The sequence below is a fragment of the Streptomyces sp. NPDC005863 genome (genome assembly GCF_042871345.1).
GTDB lineage: Bacteria > Actinomycetota > Actinomycetes > Streptomycetales > Streptomycetaceae > Streptomyces.
On record NZ_JBIAII010000013.1, the window covers coordinates 131,317 to 146,946 of the forward strand.

The 15,630-nt window shown below is 71.8% G+C and carries 13 protein-coding genes; 5 read left to right on the forward strand and 8 right to left on the reverse strand.

Translation table 11 applies throughout. The annotated features are described in order from the left end of the window. The first annotated feature begins 163 nt into the window (after positions 1–163). Positions 164–1,777: a beta-N-acetylhexosaminidase gene (locus ACFYO9_RS33560; protein WP_358778288.1), complete on the forward strand. Its 1,614-nt coding sequence runs from the start codon at positions 164–166 to the stop codon at positions 1,775–1,777. 18 nt (positions 1,778–1,795) lie between these two features. On the opposite strand, the gene ACFYO9_RS33565 is transcribed toward ACFYO9_RS33560, so the two are convergent. The 7 genes from ACFYO9_RS33565 to ACFYO9_RS33595 all read right to left on the reverse strand — a co-directional run bounded on the left by ACFYO9_RS33565 (position 1,796) and on the right by ACFYO9_RS33595 (position 10,948). Then, complete coding sequence (locus ACFYO9_RS33565; RefSeq protein ID WP_355819842.1) at positions 1,796–2,392, reverse strand: GNAT family N-acetyltransferase; 597 nt, start codon at positions 2,390–2,392, stop codon at positions 1,796–1,798. Continuing rightward, positions 2,376–3,806, reverse strand: a complete 1,431-nt coding sequence (locus ACFYO9_RS33570) for an aspartate aminotransferase family protein (RefSeq protein WP_358778287.1) — start codon at positions 3,804–3,806, stop codon at positions 2,376–2,378. Before ACFYO9_RS33570 ends, ACFYO9_RS33565 begins: the two co-directional genes overlap by 17 nt. A 143-nt stretch (positions 3,807–3,949) precedes the next feature. Continuing rightward, on the reverse strand, positions 3,950–4,993 hold the full coding sequence (locus tag ACFYO9_RS33575) for an ABC transporter substrate-binding protein (RefSeq protein ID WP_358778286.1): 1,044 nt from the start codon (positions 4,991–4,993) through the stop codon (positions 3,950–3,952). Between the two features lie 161 nt (positions 4,994–5,154). Continuing rightward, a complete protein-coding gene (locus ACFYO9_RS33580) occupies positions 5,155–6,309 on the reverse strand; it encodes an acyl-CoA dehydrogenase family protein (RefSeq protein WP_358778285.1) in 1,155 nt (384 codons plus the stop codon). Between the two features lie 7 nt (positions 6,310–6,316). Continuing rightward, entirely contained in the window at positions 6,317–7,345 is a 1,029-nt protein-coding gene (locus tag ACFYO9_RS33585) for a hydroxymethylglutaryl-CoA lyase (RefSeq protein WP_388666815.1), read from the reverse strand. Continuing rightward, positions 7,342–9,279 (reverse strand): acetyl-CoA carboxylase biotin carboxylase subunit, encoded by a 1,938-nt coding sequence (locus ACFYO9_RS33590; protein ID WP_358778319.1) that lies wholly within the window; start codon positions 9,277–9,279, stop codon positions 7,342–7,344. Before ACFYO9_RS33590 ends, ACFYO9_RS33585 begins: the two co-directional genes overlap by 4 nt. Positions 9,280–9,331: 52 nt before the next feature. Beyond that, positions 9,332–10,948: a carboxyl transferase domain-containing protein gene (locus ACFYO9_RS33595; RefSeq protein WP_358778284.1), complete on the reverse strand. Its 1,617-nt coding sequence runs from the start codon at positions 10,946–10,948 to the stop codon at positions 9,332–9,334. A gap of 86 nt (positions 10,949–11,034) precedes the next feature. Here ACFYO9_RS33595 and ACFYO9_RS33600 point away from each other — a divergent pair, with 86 nt between their 5' ends. From ACFYO9_RS33600 to ACFYO9_RS33615, 4 genes are all read left to right on the forward strand, one after another. Further along, positions 11,035–11,625, forward strand: coding sequence for a TetR/AcrR family transcriptional regulator (locus ACFYO9_RS33600; RefSeq protein ID WP_355819851.1), 591 nt, complete (start codon positions 11,035–11,037; stop codon positions 11,623–11,625). Between the two features lie 96 nt (positions 11,626–11,721). Further along, positions 11,722–12,879: an acyl-CoA dehydrogenase family protein gene (locus ACFYO9_RS33605; RefSeq protein WP_358778283.1), complete on the forward strand. Its 1,158-nt coding sequence runs from the start codon at positions 11,722–11,724 to the stop codon at positions 12,877–12,879. 51 nt (positions 12,880–12,930) lie between these two features. Then, positions 12,931–13,839: an acyl-CoA thioesterase II gene (locus ACFYO9_RS33610; protein WP_358778282.1), complete on the forward strand. Its 909-nt coding sequence runs from the start codon at positions 12,931–12,933 to the stop codon at positions 13,837–13,839. Between the two features lie 46 nt (positions 13,840–13,885). Continuing rightward, the gene (locus ACFYO9_RS33615; protein WP_358778281.1) at positions 13,886–14,857 is read left to right on the forward strand and encodes a cation diffusion facilitator family transporter; all 972 of its coding nucleotides are present in this window, start codon (positions 13,886–13,888) and stop codon (positions 14,855–14,857) included. Here ACFYO9_RS33615 and ACFYO9_RS33620 read toward each other — a convergent pair. Beyond that, positions 14,818–15,606 (reverse strand): phosphatase, encoded by a 789-nt coding sequence (locus ACFYO9_RS33620; RefSeq protein WP_355819858.1) that lies wholly within the window; start codon positions 15,604–15,606, stop codon positions 14,818–14,820. The two genes, ACFYO9_RS33615 and ACFYO9_RS33620, sit on opposite strands and share 40 nt — an antisense overlap. Between the last annotated feature and the right edge of the window lie 24 nt (positions 15,607–15,630).

Here is a 15,630-nt window from a genome sequence, read left to right on the forward strand (position 1 = left end):
CCGACCCCTTGGAGAAATGGTCTACACCCCTTGACCCCTTGTAGGGGCCGGGTTACCAATGGGGACCGTTCGATTGCGATGCACCACAGTTGCGCCACGCGCCACCACAGACGCGCCGCACACGTGCCCCACCGCGGCGCAGGCCCGTCGAAGGGACCCGCTTGTGAGCTCGCAGAGAAGATCGACACGACTGTTCGGCGCGCTGCTGCTGGTCGCGGCAGCCGGAATCTCCTCGTTCGCCGCCGCGCCCGCACCGGCGCCGGCCGCGCCACCCGTCACCCCGCTCGGCCAGGTCGTCCCCGCGCCGCTCAAGACCGAGCCGGGCGGGGCCGGATACGAGATCACCGCCAAGACCCGGATCCGGGTCGGCAAGGGCAGCGCGGCGGAGCGGCGCGTCGGCGAGTACCTCGCCGGGGTGCTGCGGCCCTCCACCGGCTACCGCCTCCCGGTCACCGCCGACCGGGGCGGCGACGGCATCCGGCTGCGCATCAGCACCGCGCCGGCGGACAAGGCGCTCGGCGCCGAGGGGTACCGCGTGGTCTCCGCGCACGGCTCCCTCACCATCACCTCCCGTACCGGCGCCGGACTCTTCCACGGCGTGCAGACGGTGCGCCAGCAACTGCCCGCCGCCGCCGAGCAGCGGAGCAGGCAGCGCGGGCCGTGGCGGATCGCGGGCGGCACCATCAAGGACGCGCCGCGCTACGGCTACCGCTCCACGATGCTCGACGTCTCCCGGCACTTCTTCACCGTCGACCAGGTCAAGCGCTACATCGACCAGGCGGCGCTCTACAAGATGAACAAGCTGCATCTGCACCTCAGCGACGACCAGGGCTGGCGCATCGCCATCGACTCCTGGCCGCGGCTGACCACGTACGGCGGCTCCACGCAGGTCGGCGGCGGACAGGGCGGCTTCTACACGAAGGCGCAGTACAAGGAGATCGTCGACTACGCGGCCTCGCGCTACCTGGAGGTCGTCCCGGAGATAGACATGCCGGGGCACACCAACGCCGCGCTCGCCTCGTACGCCGAACTCAACTGCGACGGCGTCGCCCCGCCGCTCTACACCGGCACCGAGGTCGGCTTCAGCTCGCTGTGCGTCAAGAAGGACGTGACGTACGACTTCGTGGACGACGTGATCCGTGAGCTCGCCGCGATGACGCCGGGCAAGTACCTCCACATCGGCGGTGACGAGGCGCACTCCACCAGCCACGAGGACTTCGTCGCCTTCATGGACAAGGTGCAGCCGGTGGTCGGCAAGTACGGCAAGACGGTGGTCGGCTGGCACCAGCTGACCGGCGCCAAGCCGGTGGCCGGGGCCGTCGCGCAGTACTGGGGCTACGACCAGACCGGCGCGGCCGAACGCGAGCAGGTCGTGAACGCCGCGAAGAACGGCACCAAGCTGGTCCTCTCGCCGGCCGACCGCGCCTACATCGACCACAAGTACACCAAGGACACCCCGCTCGGGCTGTCCTGGGCGGGCTACGTGGAGGTGCGGCGCTCCTACGACTGGGACCCGGCCACCTACCTCCAGGGCGCCCCCGCGGACTCGGTCATCGGTGTCGAGGCGCCGCTGTGGACGGAGACCCTCTCCACCTCCGCGCACCTGGACTACATGGCGTTCCCGCGGCTGCCCGGCATCGCCGAGCTCGGCTGGTCGCCCGCGGCCACGCACGACTGGGACACCTACAAGGTGCGGCTCGCCGCGCAGGCCCCGCGCTGGGACGCGCTCGGCATCGGCTACTACAAGTCGCCGCAGGTGCCCTGGCCCGCCAAGTAGCGGGGGGATCGGGCACGTTCAGGAGCGGGGCTCCCGGGGACCGTCCCGGTAGCCCCGCTCGGCTTGGAACCGCTCCCGGGTGCAGAAGCTCAGGAGAGCCTCCTTCTCCGGCTTCTGGACGACCATCTCGGCGCGGAAGCCGACGGACTCGTTGAGTGCGTGGGCCCGTGTGTCGCGTACGTCGGGGTCGATCACCACCCGCTCGGCCGCCGGGTCGTCGAACAGCTCCCGCAGCACCGCGGTGAGCACGCCACGGGCGAAGCCGGGGACGCGCACGGCGGACGGGGCGGTCAGATGGCGCGTGCCGATGTCGCCGGGGCGCGGCTCGTAGAGGCCGACGAGCTCCGCGTACGCGGGGTCGTACCGCTCCACCAGGAACGACGGCACGCCCTTGTACAGACCGAGGAACGCCTCGTGGTGCCCGGAGGCGGCGATCGCCATGTAGGTGCGCTCGACGTCCGTCAGGGTGGCGCCCCGCATCATCCAGTGCTCCGATGCGGGGTGCGTCACCCAGGTGTGCACCAGCTCGGAGTCGGTCAGGGGATCGAGCCGCCGGAGCGTGAAGTCGGCTCGCCCGCGGCCGGTGATCCTCCGGAGGTCAGCAAGCGCGGTCAAGGTGCTCTCCCCTCTCCGCGAGGTACTGCTCGACGTGGCCGGCGATCAGGTCGAGGACGGCCGTGATGTCGGCGAGGGTCGTCTCCGGGTTGAGCAGCGTGAACTTCAGGTACTGGCGGTCGCCCACCCTGGCCCCCGCCACCACCGCGTCCCCGGCGGCGAACAGCGCCTTGCGGGCGTACAGGTTGGCGCGGTCGATGGTGGCGGGCGCACAGATCGCGGCGGGGACGCAGCGGAAGACGAGCGTGGACAGCTGGGGTTCGACCACGACGTCGAACCGCGGGTCGGCGACGAGGTGGTGCCAGCCTTCGGTGGCCAGCGCGCACACCTCGTCGAAGAGGTCGCCGACGGCGTCCGCGCCCATCACGCGCAGCGTCACCCACAGCTTCAGGGCGTCGAAGCGCCGGGTCGTGCGCAGGGACTTGTCCGCCTGGTCGGGGACGCGTTCGCGGTACGTCGTGCGGTACGTCGCGCAGGAAAGCGTCGCCCGGTCGCGCACCAGGAGCGCCGACGAACTCACCGGCTGGAAGAAGGACTTGTGGAAGTCCACGGTGACGGAGTCGGCGTGCTCGATGCCGTCGATGAGGTGCCGGTACCTGCGCGAGGCGAGCAGCCCGCAGCCGTACGCGGCGTCGACGTGCAGCCAGGTGCCGTACCGCGCGCACAGCTTGGCGATCTCGGGCAGCGGGTCGATGGAGCCGAAGTCGGCGGTGCCCGCGGTGGCGACGACAGCCATGGGGGAGAGGCCCTCGCGCCGGCAGCGCTCCAGGGCGTGGGCGAGGGCCACGGTCTGCAGGCGCTTGTTCCGGTCGGTGGGGAGGCTCACGACGGCGTCCTCGCCGAGGCCGAGCACCCGGGCCGCTGCGCGGATGCCGGGCCGTGCCGCCTCCGAGGTGAAGACGTGCAGGGTGGCGGGGTCCCGGTCCCCGGCCGCCTCGCGGGCCAGCAGCAGGGCGTGCAGGTCGGATTCGGCGCCGCCGCCGGTGAACACGCCGTCGGCGTCCCGGCCGAGGCCGATGCGTGCCGCCGTCCAGTCGACGACGCGGCGCTCGATGAGGGTGGCGCCCGCGGACCGGTCCCAGGTGTCGAGGGAGGAGTTGACGGCGCTGAGCACGGCCTCGCCCACCAGGGCGGGGATGACGACGGGGGAGTGCAGGTGCGCGAGGTGGCGCGGGTGGTGGAGGTGCACGGCGTCGCGCAGGTAGAGCTCTTCGAGTTCGTCGAGCGCGGCGAGGGTGTCGTGCAGCGGCTCGTCCAGGTCGACGGCCCCGACGCGGGGGGCGAGGGCGTCGGCGGTGATCCCGGTGAACGGCCGGGAGGCGGTGGCGAGCCGGGCAGCCACCCGCTCGACCCCTTCGGTCACGGAGCCGCGGTACCGCTCCGCGGTGGTGTCGTTGAGCAGGTGCGAGCGCATGAACTGCCCTCCTGGTGAGGGGACGTAGTAACTAAGGTAAGCCTAACCTAATCGAGCGCTCGCGTGAGGTCGGGGACCGGAAAACGGAACTGCCCCCTCCCGAGGGGGAGGGGGCAGTCGGTGGAACCGGGCGCGGGTGGGTCCTACTTCAGCTTCTTGGCCTTCTCGATCGCGTCGGCCAGGTCCTCCAGGATCGGCGCGCACTTGTCGTACGAGAAGATGGGCTCGGTGACGCGGGGGATGACCTGCCCGGCCTTGACCGCGGGCAGCTTCTTCCAGGTCGGCTTGGTCTTGTCGAGGTCGGCCGGCTGCAGGGCGGAGGTGCGGTTGTCCATCATGATGACGTCCGCGTCGTACCGGTCGACGTTCTCCCAGCTGAGGTTCTCGAACCAGCCGCCGGACTCCTTCTTCGCCGCCTCCGGCGGCTCCACCAGGTTCACGCCGAGCGCCTTGAAGTACTCCAGGTCGACGGAGAGGTTCGAGCCGGAGACGTAGAACAGGTCCTGGCTCGCGGAGCCGACGAGGACCCTGATGTCCTTGTGCGCCTTGGCGACCTTGCGCAGCCGCTCGGAGGCGTCCTCGAAGCGCTTCTTCGCCCGGGTGACCTTCGCCGACTTCACGTCCGCGCCGAGCGACTCGGCGAGTGCCTGGATGCGCTGCAGCGGGTGGGTGATCTGGCGGTCGTAGACGCTGATGCCGACGCTCGGGGCGAGCTTGAGGATCTTGTCCTTGCTCTCCTCCGGCACGTACCAGAGGGTGCCCTTGTCGTCGAACATGGTCGAGATCAGCACGTCCGGGGCGAGGCCCGCGTACTTCTCGATGTTGAACTGGCCCCAGGTGTTGCCGATCACCGTCAGCTTGCTGACGTCCATGTCCCCGGCCTGGACGTCGGGCTTGCCGTCCTTCGTCTTCGTCGGGCCGAACACGCCCTTGACCTCGATGCCGTAGTCGAACAGGGCGGCGGCGACACCGGTGAACGCCACGATGTTCTTCGGCGTCGCGTCGCGCTTCGCGGTCGTGCCCCGGTCGTCCTTGAAGCTCCAGGGGCCGGTCTTGCCGCCGCCCCCGGTGCCGGAGCCGTCCTTCTTCTCGGTGCCGCAGGCCGCCAGTGCGGCGGTGAGGCCGAGGGCGCCGCCGGCGGCGAGGATGCCGCGACGGGACGGCTGGGGGAAGCGGGCCTGGGGCATGGGGGTCTCTGCTTTCGTGACGTACGGCGGCGGGGGCCGCTGGCCGGAACTAGAGCTTAGGCTAACCTAAGCTAACTTCTGGTCCAGCGTCCCCCGGCGTCCCCCGGCGTCCCCCGGCGTCCCTCGCGTCACACCGGCCCGGCCCGCGCGCGGGCCCCGCCTCAGCCCGCGAAGCCGAGCTCCCTGGCGATCAGCATGCGCTGCACCTCGCTGGTGCCCTCGCCGATCTCCAGGATCTTGGAGTCCCGCCACATGCGCGCCACCGGGTACTCGTTCATGAAGCCGTATCCGCCGTGGATCTGCGTGGCATCCCGGGCGTTGTCCACCGCGACCGTCGAGGAGTAGAGCTTGGCGATGGCCGCCTGCTTCTTGAAGGGCTCGCCAGCGACCAGGCGGGATGCCGCGTCGTGCCAGCCGACCCGGGCCATGTGCGCCCGGGTCTCCATGTCGGCGATCTTGAACTGGATCGCCTGGTTCGCGCCGATCGCCCTGCCGAAGGCGTGCCGCTCCTTGGCGTACTTCACCGACTCGTCCACACAGCCCTGGGCGAGACCGGTGGCCAGCGCGGAGATCGCGACCCGGCCCTCGTCGAGGATGCGCAGGAACTGCGCGTACCCGCGGCCCTCCTCGCCCAGCAGGTTCGCCGCGGGGACCCGGACGTCGGCGAAGGACAGCTCGCGGGTGTCCGAGGCGTTCCACCCCACCTTCGAGTAGGGCGCCGCCACCGTGAAGCCGGGCGTCCCGGACGGCACGATGATCGAGGAGATCAGCGGCCGGCCGTCCGCCTTGCGGCCGGTGACGGCGGTGACCGTGACCAGGCCCGTGATGTCCGTACCGGAGTTGGTGATGAAGCACTTGGAGCCGTTGATCACCCACTCGTCGCCGTCGCGCACCGCCGTCGTACGGGTGCCGCCCGCGTCCGAGCCGCCGTCCGGCTCGGTCAGGCCGAACGCGCCGAGCATCTCGCCCGCGCACAGCTTCGGCAGCCAGGTGCGCTTCTGCTCCTCGGTGCCGAACAGGTGCAGCGGCATGGCGCCCAGCGAGACGCCCGCCTCCAGGGTGATCGCCACCGACGAGTCGACGCGGGCGAGCTCCTCCAGGGCGATGCCGAGGGCGAAGTAGTCACCGCCCATCCCGCCGTGCTCCTCGGGGAAGGGCAGGCCGAACAGGCCCATGCGGCCCATCTCGCGGACGATCTCGTAGGGGAACTCGTGTCGCTCGTAGAAGTCGCCGATCTTGGGGGCGACGACGTCGTGGGCGAACGCCTCCACCGTGCGGCGCAGTTCCTCGTGCTCGGGGCTCAGGCGATGGTCCATCGTGTCTTCACTGCTCCTGGTGGGAGGCGTCGCGCGACGCGGTCGGCTCGTCGTCCGAGCGGGCCGTGAGGGCGCGGACGGTGCGGGACGGGCTGGGTCGGCCCAACTGATCGGCCATCCAGGCGCTGGTGGCGCTGAGACGGACCAGGTCGACCCCGGTCTCGATGCCGAGGCCGTGCAGCATCCAGACGAGGTCTTCGGTGGCGAGGTTGCCGGTGGCGCTCTTCGCGTACGGGCAGCCGCCGAGGCCGCCCGCGGACGCGTCCACCGTGCTCACGCCGTGCTGCAGCGCGGCCAGGGTGTTGGTGAGCGCCTGGCCGTACGTGTCGTGGAAGTGCACGCCGATGCGCTCGGTCGGCACCTGCACCGCGTTGAGCGCGGCGAGCATGGCGGAGACGTGGCCCGGGGTGGCCACGCCGATGGTGTCGCCGAGGCTCAGCTCGTCGCAGCCCATGTCGATGAGGGCGCGGCAGACGCGGACGACCTTGGAGATGGGCACCGCGCCCTCCCAGGGGTCGCCGAAGCACATCGAGAGGTAACCGCGCACGTGCGCGTCCTCCTCGCGGGCCCGGGCGACCACCGGGGCGAACATGGCGAGCGCTTCGTCCACCGTGCGGTTGAGGTTGGCCCGGGCGAACGAGTCGGTGGCGCTGGCGAAGACGGCGACGCGGCGCGCGCCGAGCGCCAGGGCGCGGTCCAGGCCGCGTTCGTTCGGCACGAGGACCGGCAGGTCGACGCCGTCGAGGTCACCGAGGAGCGGGAACAGCTGCTCGGCGTCGGCCAGTTGGGGCACCCACTTGGGGTGCACGAAACTCGTCGCCTCGACGGTCGTCAGGCCCGCGTCGGCCAGCCGGTGGACGAACTCCGCCTTGATCTCGGTGGGGACGACCGCCTTCTCGTTCTGCAGGCCGTCGCGGGCGCCGACCTCGTGGATGCGGACGCGGGCGGGCAGGCCCCGGGTGGGCACGACCATGGGGAGCGGCGCCTGTGCCAGCTCCAGCGGCTCGTCCTCCGGTGTCGGGGTGGGGCTGGTCATGCCTGCTCCTCCTCGGGGGTGACGACGGCGAGGACCTGGTCCATGGCGACGGTCGTGCCCGGGGTGACGTCGAGCTCGGTGACGGTGCCGGCGTGCGGGGCGGAGATGACGTGCTCCATCTTCATCGCCTCGACCACCAGCAGGCTCTGGCCCGCGGCCACCTGGTCGCCGGGGGAGACCTTCACGACGGTGACGGTGCCGGGCATGGGGGCGGTCAGGGCGTCGGCCCCGGCGTGCGCGGCGCCGGTGAGGGAGGCCGCCACCGGGTCGTGGTCCTGGACGTGCCAGGCGTCGCCCCCGGCACCGAGCCAGTCGCCCGCGCGGCGGAAGGTGTGCAGGGTGCCGTCGACCGTGACGCGCACGTGGTCGGGGGTGACGGTGTGGCCGGTGCCGCGCGGGCGGTGGTCGACCGGGTCCTGTCCGGCGACGCGCAGCCAGTGCGTCACCGGCGCCGGTGTGCCGCCGAGCCGCCAGCCGTTGGGCACCGAGAAGGGGTTGGTCCAGCCTTCGCCGGTGGGCCGCAGCGCGTCCGCGCGGACCGCGGCCGCCGCCTCGTACACCTCCTCGGGCACGCCGTCCGGGACCAGGCCGTCCGCCTCGCGCTCCACAAGGCCTGTGTCCAACTCGCCCGCCACCACCGCCGGGTGGGCCAGGAGCCTGCGCAGGAAGCCGGCGTTCGTCGGCACGCCGAGCGTGACCGTGTCGGCGAGGGCCGCGCGCAGCTTGCGCAGCGCCGTCGCCCGGTCCGGGCCGTACGCGATGACCTTGGACAGCATCGGGTCGTAGAGGCTGCCGACCTCCGTGCCCACGCTCAGCCCGGAGTCGGTGCGCACGCCGTCACCCTGCGGCTCGTGCAGCGCGAGGACGGTGCCGCCGGACGGCAGGAAGCCGCGGGAGGGGTCCTCCGCGCAGACGCGCGCCTCCACCGCGTGCCCGGTGAGGGTGATGTCGTCCTGGGTGAAGGGGAGCCGCTCCCCGGCGGCGACCCGCAGCTGCCACTCCACCAGGTCGAGCCCGGTGATCAGCTCGGTGACCGGATGCTCCACCTGGAGGCGGGTGTTCATCTCCATGAAGTAGTACGAGGACGGGTCGCTGCCCGGCACGATGAACTCCACCGTGCCCGCGCCCGCGTACCCGCAGGAGCGGGCCGCCTGGACCGCCGCCTCGCCCATCGCCGCGCGCGTGGCCTCGTCGAGGAAGACGCTGGGCGCCTCCTCGATGATCTTCTGGTGGCGGCGCTGCAGCGAGCACTCGCGCTCACCGAGGTGCACCACGTTGCCGTGGCCGTCGGCGAGGACCTGGATCTCGATGTGGCGGGGGCGGTCGACCCACCGCTCCACGAGCAGCGTGTCGTCGCCGAAGGAGGCGCGCGCCTCGCGCCGGGCCGCCGCGATCTCGTCGGCGAGGAGCGCCTCGTCGCGCACCAGGCGCATGCCCTTGCCGCCGCCGCCCGCGCTCGGCTTGAGCAGCACGGGGGTGCCGATCTCGCGCGCGGCGTCGGCCAGTTGGGCGTCGGTGAGGCCGCTGCCGGATGAGCCGGGGACGACCGGCACGCCGGCCGCCCGCACCGTCTCCTTGGCGCGGATCTTGTCGCCCATGAGGGAGATGGCACAGGCGGGCGGGCCGATGAAGGTGAGCCCGGCATCCGTGCACGCCTGCGCGAACTCGGCGTTCTCCGCGAGGAAGCCGTAGCCCGGGTGGACCGCCTGGGCGCCGGACTTCGCCGCCGCCGCCAGGAGGCGGTCCGCGCGCAGATAGCTCTCGGCGGCCGGCGCAGGACCGATCCGCACCGCCGTGTCGGCCTCGCGCACGTGCCGGGCGTCGGCGTCCGCGTCGCTGAAGACCGCGACCGAGCGGACGCCGAGCTCGCGCAGCGTACGGATGACGCGCACCGCGATCTCGCCGCGGTTGGCGACGAGCACCGTGTCGAACATGGTCCCTCTCCCCGGGGTGGTCCGTTCCTTGAAGTCGCTCATCGTCGGCCCCTCACATCCGGAAGACGCCGAAGCCGGGCTCGCCCAGCGGGGCGCCCGCGCAGGCGGTCAGGGCGAGGCCGAGGACCTGCCGGGTGTCCAGGGGGTCGATGACGCCGTCGTCCCAGAGCCGGGCCGTGGCGTAGTAGGCGCTGCCCTGCTCCTCGTACTGCGTGCGGATCGGGGCCTTGAAGGTGTCCTCGTCCTCGGCGGACCACTCCTCGCCGCGGGCCTCCAGCTGGTCGCGCTTGACCGTGGCGAGGACCGAGGCGGCCTGCTCGCCGCCCATCACGGAGATCTTGGCGTTGGGCCACATCCACAGGAAGCGGGGGCTGTAGGCGCGGCCGCACATCGAGTAGTTGCCCGCGCCGTACGAACCGCCGACGACGACCGTCAGCTTCGGCACGCGGGTGCAGGCCACCGCCGTCACCATCTTCGCGCCGTGCTTGGCGATGCCGCCCGCCTCGTAGTCCCGGCCGACCATGAAGCCGGAGATGTTCTGCAGGAAGACCAGGGGGATGCCGCGCTGGTCGCACAGCTCGATGAAGTGCGCGCCCTTCTGGGCGGACTCGGAGAACAGGATGCCGTTGTTGGCGACGATGCCGACCGGGTGGCCGTGGATGTGGGCGAAGCCGGTCACCAGGGTCGTGCCGTACTCCGCCTTGAACTCCTGGAAGCGGGAGCCGTCCACCACGCGCGCGATGACCTCGCGCACGTCGTAGGGGGTGCGGGAGTCCGTGGGGACCGCTCCGTACAACCCCAGGGGGTCGACCTTCGGCTCGTCCACGGGCTGCACGGACCACGGCGCCTCGCGGCGCTCGGGGAGCGTCGCGACGATCGTGCGCACGATGCGCAGGGCGTGGGCGTCGTCCTCGGCGAGGTGGTCGGTGACGCCGGAGGTCCGCGAGTGGACCTCGCCGCCGCCGAGCTCCTCGGCCGTGACGACCTCGCCGGTCGCGGCCTTCACCAGGGGCGGGCCGCCGAGGAAGATCGTGCCCTGATTGCGGACGATCACCGCCTCGTCGCTCATCGCGGGCACATACGCGCCGCCGGCCGTGCAGGAGCCGAGGACCGCGGCGATCTGCGGGATGCCGGCCCCCGACATCCGGGCCTGGTTGTAGAAGATCCGCCCGAAGTGCTCGCGGTCGGGGAAGACGTCGTCCTGCATCGGCAGGAAGGCGCCGCCCGAGTCGACCAGGTAGAGGCACGGGAGGTGGTTCTCCAGGGCCACCTCCTGCGCGCGCAGGTGCTTCTTCACGGTCATGGGGTAGTACGTGCCGCCCTTGACCGTGGCGTCATTGGCGACGATCACGCACTCGCGGCCCGATACCCGGCCGATGCCGGCGATGACGCCGGCCGCCGGGGCGTCCCCGCCGTACAGCCCGTCGGCCGCGAGGGGGGCCAGCTCCAGGAAGGGGGAGCCGGGGTCCAGGAGCGCGTCGACCCGGTCGCGGGGCAGCAGCTTGCCGCGCGCCACATGACGGGCCCGCGCCCGCTCCCCGCCGCCGAGCCCGGCCGCCGCGAGCTTGGCCCGCAACTCCTCGGCGAGGGCGGTGTGCGCCGCCTCGTTCGCCCGCCACGCCTCGGACGCGGGGTCAGCCGCGCTCGCCAGCACTGGTGCCTGCCGCATCAGTCGAGCCCCCTTGCTCGGTTAATGACCGTTAACGGTTTCCCTTAGGTTAACGATCGCTAACCGGCCTGTCTAGAATCAATTCCATGGCCACGAGAACCGACGCCCCCACCCGTCGCGAGCAGATCCTCAAGGAAGCCGCCCGGCTCTTCGCCGAGCGCGGCTTCCACGGAGTCGGAGTGGACGAGATAGGAGCCGCCGTCGGCATCAGCGGCCCCGGCCTCTACCGCCACTTCGCGGGCAAGGACGCGATGCTCGCCGAGCTGCTCGTCGGCATCAGCGGGCAGCTCCTGACCGGCGGCAAGCGGTGCGCTGCGGATGTGGGCGGCCCGCCGGGGCAGGTGCTCGACGCGCTGATCCAGGGCCACATCGACTTCGCGCTCGACGACCGCTCCCTGATCACCCTGCACGACCGCGAGCTGGACCGCCTGCGGGACAGCGACCGCAAGCTGGTCCGCCAGCTCCAGCGGCAGTACGTGGAGATCTGGGTCGACGTCGTGCGCAAGGTCTACCCGGACCTCGCCGAGAACGCGGCGCGGGTGGCCGTGCACGCGGTCTTCGGGCTGCTGAACTCCACCCCGCACCTGAGCCGGCGGGACGCCCTGCCGAGCCGGGCGGCCATGGCGGACCTGCTGCACCGCCTCGCGCGCGGGGCGTTCGCGGCGGCGGTCGGGTGACGGGGGCGACAGGAGGTTTCTCTGGACGGCCCGGTGACCGACGGGTAACGTTGTCTGAGCAAGCGCTTAGTCGACGTCGTGTAGAGGGAGCTTCCCGTGCGCCGAACCGTTTTCAATGAGGACCACGAGGCGTTCCGGGAGACCCTGCGCGCCTTCATCGAGGCCGAGGTCGTCCCCGTCCACGACGAGTGGTTCGCCGCCGGTCAGGTGCCGCGCGAGTTCTACTACAAGCTCGCCGAGCTGGGCCTCTTCGGCATCAACGTCCCCGAGGAGTTCGGCGGCGCGGGCCTGGACACGCACAAGTTCGAGGCCATCCAGTACGAGGAGACCGCCCGCGCGGGCGTCACCTTCGGCGGCTCCGGGGTGCACGTGCTGCTCGCCCTGCCGTACATCAAGGCGCTCGCCACCGACGAGCAGAAGAAGCGCTACCTGGAGAAGTTCGTCTCCGCCGAGGAGATGTGGGCCCTCGCGATGACCGAGCCGGGCACCGGCTCCGACCTCGCGGGCATGAAGAGCACCGCCAAGCTCTCCGCGGACGGCAGCCACTACGTCCTCAACGGCTCCAAGACCTTCATCACCGGCGGCGTGCACGCCGACCGCGTGATCGTCTGCGCCCGCACCTCCGCGCCCACCGCCGAGGACCGCCGGCACGGCATCTCCCTCTTCGCCGTCGACACCAAGTCCGAGGGCTACTCCATCGGCCGCAAGCTCGACAAGCTCGGCCTGAAGACCTCCGACACCGCCGAGCTCGCCTTCGTCGACGTGAAGGTGCCCGTCGAGGACCTCCTCGGCGAGGAGAACAAGGGCTTCTCCTACCTCGGCAGCAACCTCCCCTCCGAGCGCTGGGGCATCGCCTACGGCGCGTACGCGCAGGCCAAGGCCGCCGTCCGGTTCGCCAAGGAGTACGTGCAGGACCGCACGGTGTTCGGCAAGACGGTCGCCTCCTTCCAGAACACCAAGTTCGAACTGGCCGCCTGCCAGGCCGAGGTGGACGCCGCCGAGGCCGTCGCCGACCGCGCCCTGGAGGCGCTGGACGCCGGCGAGCTGACGGCCGCCGAGGCCGCCTCCGCGAAGCTGTTCAACACCGAGGTCGCGCACCGCGTCATCGACAAGTGCCTGCAGCTGCACGGCGGGTACGGCTTCATGAACGAGTACCCCATCGCCCGCCTGTACGCGGACAACCGCGTCAACCGCATCTACGGCGGCACCAGCGAGGTCATGAAGATGATCATCGCGAAGAACATGGGTCTGTAGGGATCACCCGGGAGAGGCAGGCCGGTAGAGACGCCCTGTAGAACCAGCTTCATGAACCAGGCACTTGACGCCCTCCTCGATCTGCTCGACCTGGAGCAGATCGAGGAGGACATCTTCCGGGGCGTGAGCCGCTCGGCGCTCGTGCCCCGCGTCTTCGGCGGCCAGGTCGCCGCGCAGGCCCTCGTCGCCGCCGGACGCACCGTCCCGGACGACAGTTCCCCAAGCTCTCGGCTTCGCTCGAGCAGGGGAGGCCCCAATGCCCACTCCCTGCACGCGTACTTCCTGCGCCCCGGAGACCCGGGCGCGCCCATCGTGTATACGGTCGACCGGATCCGCGACGGCCGCTCCTTCACCACGCGCCGCGTCGTCGCCGTCCAGCACGGGCAGCCGATCTTCCACCTCTCCGCGTCCTTCCAGACGTACGAGGAGGGGTTGGAGCACCAGGCCCCGATGCCGCCCGCGCAGGACCCGGAGACGCTGCCCACCGCCGCCGAGATGCTCCCGCGCCACCTGCCGCGCGAGGTCGCCGACCGGCTCCTGGAGACCCGCGCCGCCGTCGACCTGCGCTACGCCGACGCGCCGCCCTGGGGCACCGTCGGAGAGCCGCGCGAACCGCGCTCCCAGGTGTGGTTCCGCGCCAACGGCAAGCTGGCGGACTACGCGGCCGACCCGCTGCTGCACGTCTGCCTCGCCACCTATGTCTCCGACATGACGCTCCTGGACTCCGTGCTGCTCGCGCACGGCCGGGGCGGCTGGGCCGTCGGCGACGTCGTCGGCGCCTCGCTCGACCACGCCATGTGGTTCCACCGGCCCTTCCGCGCGGACGAATGGCTGCTGTACGACCAGGAGTCGCCGACCTCGTCCGGCGGGCGGGGCATCGGCCAGGCGCGGATCTGGACGCAGGACGGCAGGCTCGCGGTCACCGTCATCCAGGAGGGGCTGATCCGGGTACCGCGGTGAGCCCCGGGGTTCGCGTCGCCCGCTGATCGGACATACCGTCCGATACATGAGCGAGCAACCGTCAGAGGCGAGCGGCGAGAGCACCTTCACGGTCGTCGTCGCCGCCGTCGCCAACCTCGGGATCGCGCTGGCCAAGGCCGTCGCGGGCGTCATCAGCGGGTCCAGCGCGATGCTCTCCGAAGCGGCGCACTCCGTGGCCGACACCGTCACCGAGCTGATGCTGCTCGTCTCCCTGAAGGCCAGTGACAGGCCCGCCGACGAGGAACACCCGCTCGGCTACGGGGGCGCCCGTTACATCTGGGCGCTGCTCGCCTCCGTCGCCACCTTCGTCGGCGGCGGTGTCTTCGCCGTCTACGACGGCATCCACACCCTCACGCACGGAGAGGACCCCGGCGACCCGCTCGTCTCGTACATCGTGCTCGCCGTCGCCTTCCTCCTGGAGGGGTACTCGCTGCGCACCGGTCTCAAGCAGGCGCGCGGCGAGGCCGACCGCTTCGGGGTGCACATCAAGCGCTATCTCCGCCACACCCCCGACACCGCGGTCAAGGCCGTCGTCATGGAGGACTCGGCGGCGCTCGTGGGCCTCGTGCTCGCCGCGGCCGGACTGCTCGGCGGGCAGCTCACCGGCTCCGGCGCGTGGGACGGCGTCGCCTCGCTCTGCATCGGCGTCCTGCTCGTCTACGTGGCGTGGGTGCTCGGCCACGCCAACTCCGAGCTCCTGATCGGGCGCCCGCTGCCCCCGGAGATGCGGGCCGCGGTCCGCGCGGAACTGCTCGCCGACCCGCACGTCGTCGACGTCCTGGAGCTGACCACGCTGCTCCAGGGGCCCAAGGAGGCGCTGGTCGCCGCGAACGTCGACTTCCAGGACATGGCGTCGGCCGGGGACATCGAGCGAGCCTGCGACCGGATGGCGCGGCGCCTCCAGGAACGGTTCCCGGCGATCCGGCGCGTGTACCTGGACCCGACGCCGGGGCCCGCTCAGGAGGCGGACGTGAGCCCCGCCGCGTCCAGCAGGTAGGCCGTCATCGGGTCGTAGTGGCGCGGGCTCGTGACGTGGTCGTCGAGCGGGACCGTCACCTGGAGGGTGCCCTCGGACTCGCCGATGAACAGCGCCGGGTCGTTGCAGTCCGCGTACCCCACGGAGTCCAGGCCGCGCTGGCCCGCCCGGCCCGCCCAGCCGTGGTCGGCGACGACGAGGTCGGGCTGCGGCCTGCCCTCGCGCTCCAGGCCGTCCAGGATCGCGTTCATCGGCTCGGGGGAGTGGGTGTGCCACAGGGTGGCGCCGCGCTCCAGCATCGCCACGTCGGCGAACTGGAAGACCATGCCCTCGTCGGCCGTGAGGCCCTCGGGGATCACCACGATCTCGCAGCCCGCCGCGCGCAGCGCCGCGGCGGTCGCGCGGTGCACGTCGAGCAGGCCGCCGGGGTGGCCGGTGGCGAACAGCACCCGCTCCTTGCCGGCGGCCGCCTTGCGCAGCCGCGCGGCCATCCGCTCCAGGGCGTCGACCGTCAGCTCCGGGTCGATGGTGTCCTGGCCGTACCGGTACTGGGGGTCGTCGATGACGCCGCACCGCTCGGCCATCACCGCGAGGACGTCCTGCTCGTCCGTCCAGCGGTCGCCGAGCTCCAGACCGAGCCAGTAGTGACGGTCGCCGTTCGCGAGCTTCCTGTAGTGGCTGAGGTTGTTCTCGCGGGGCGTGGCGACGTCACCCGCGATGCGGGTGCGGACGAGATGGTCGACCAGGGCGGGACGGGTGGGTATCGGCATGGGTCTCATTGTGCCGGTGCTTGG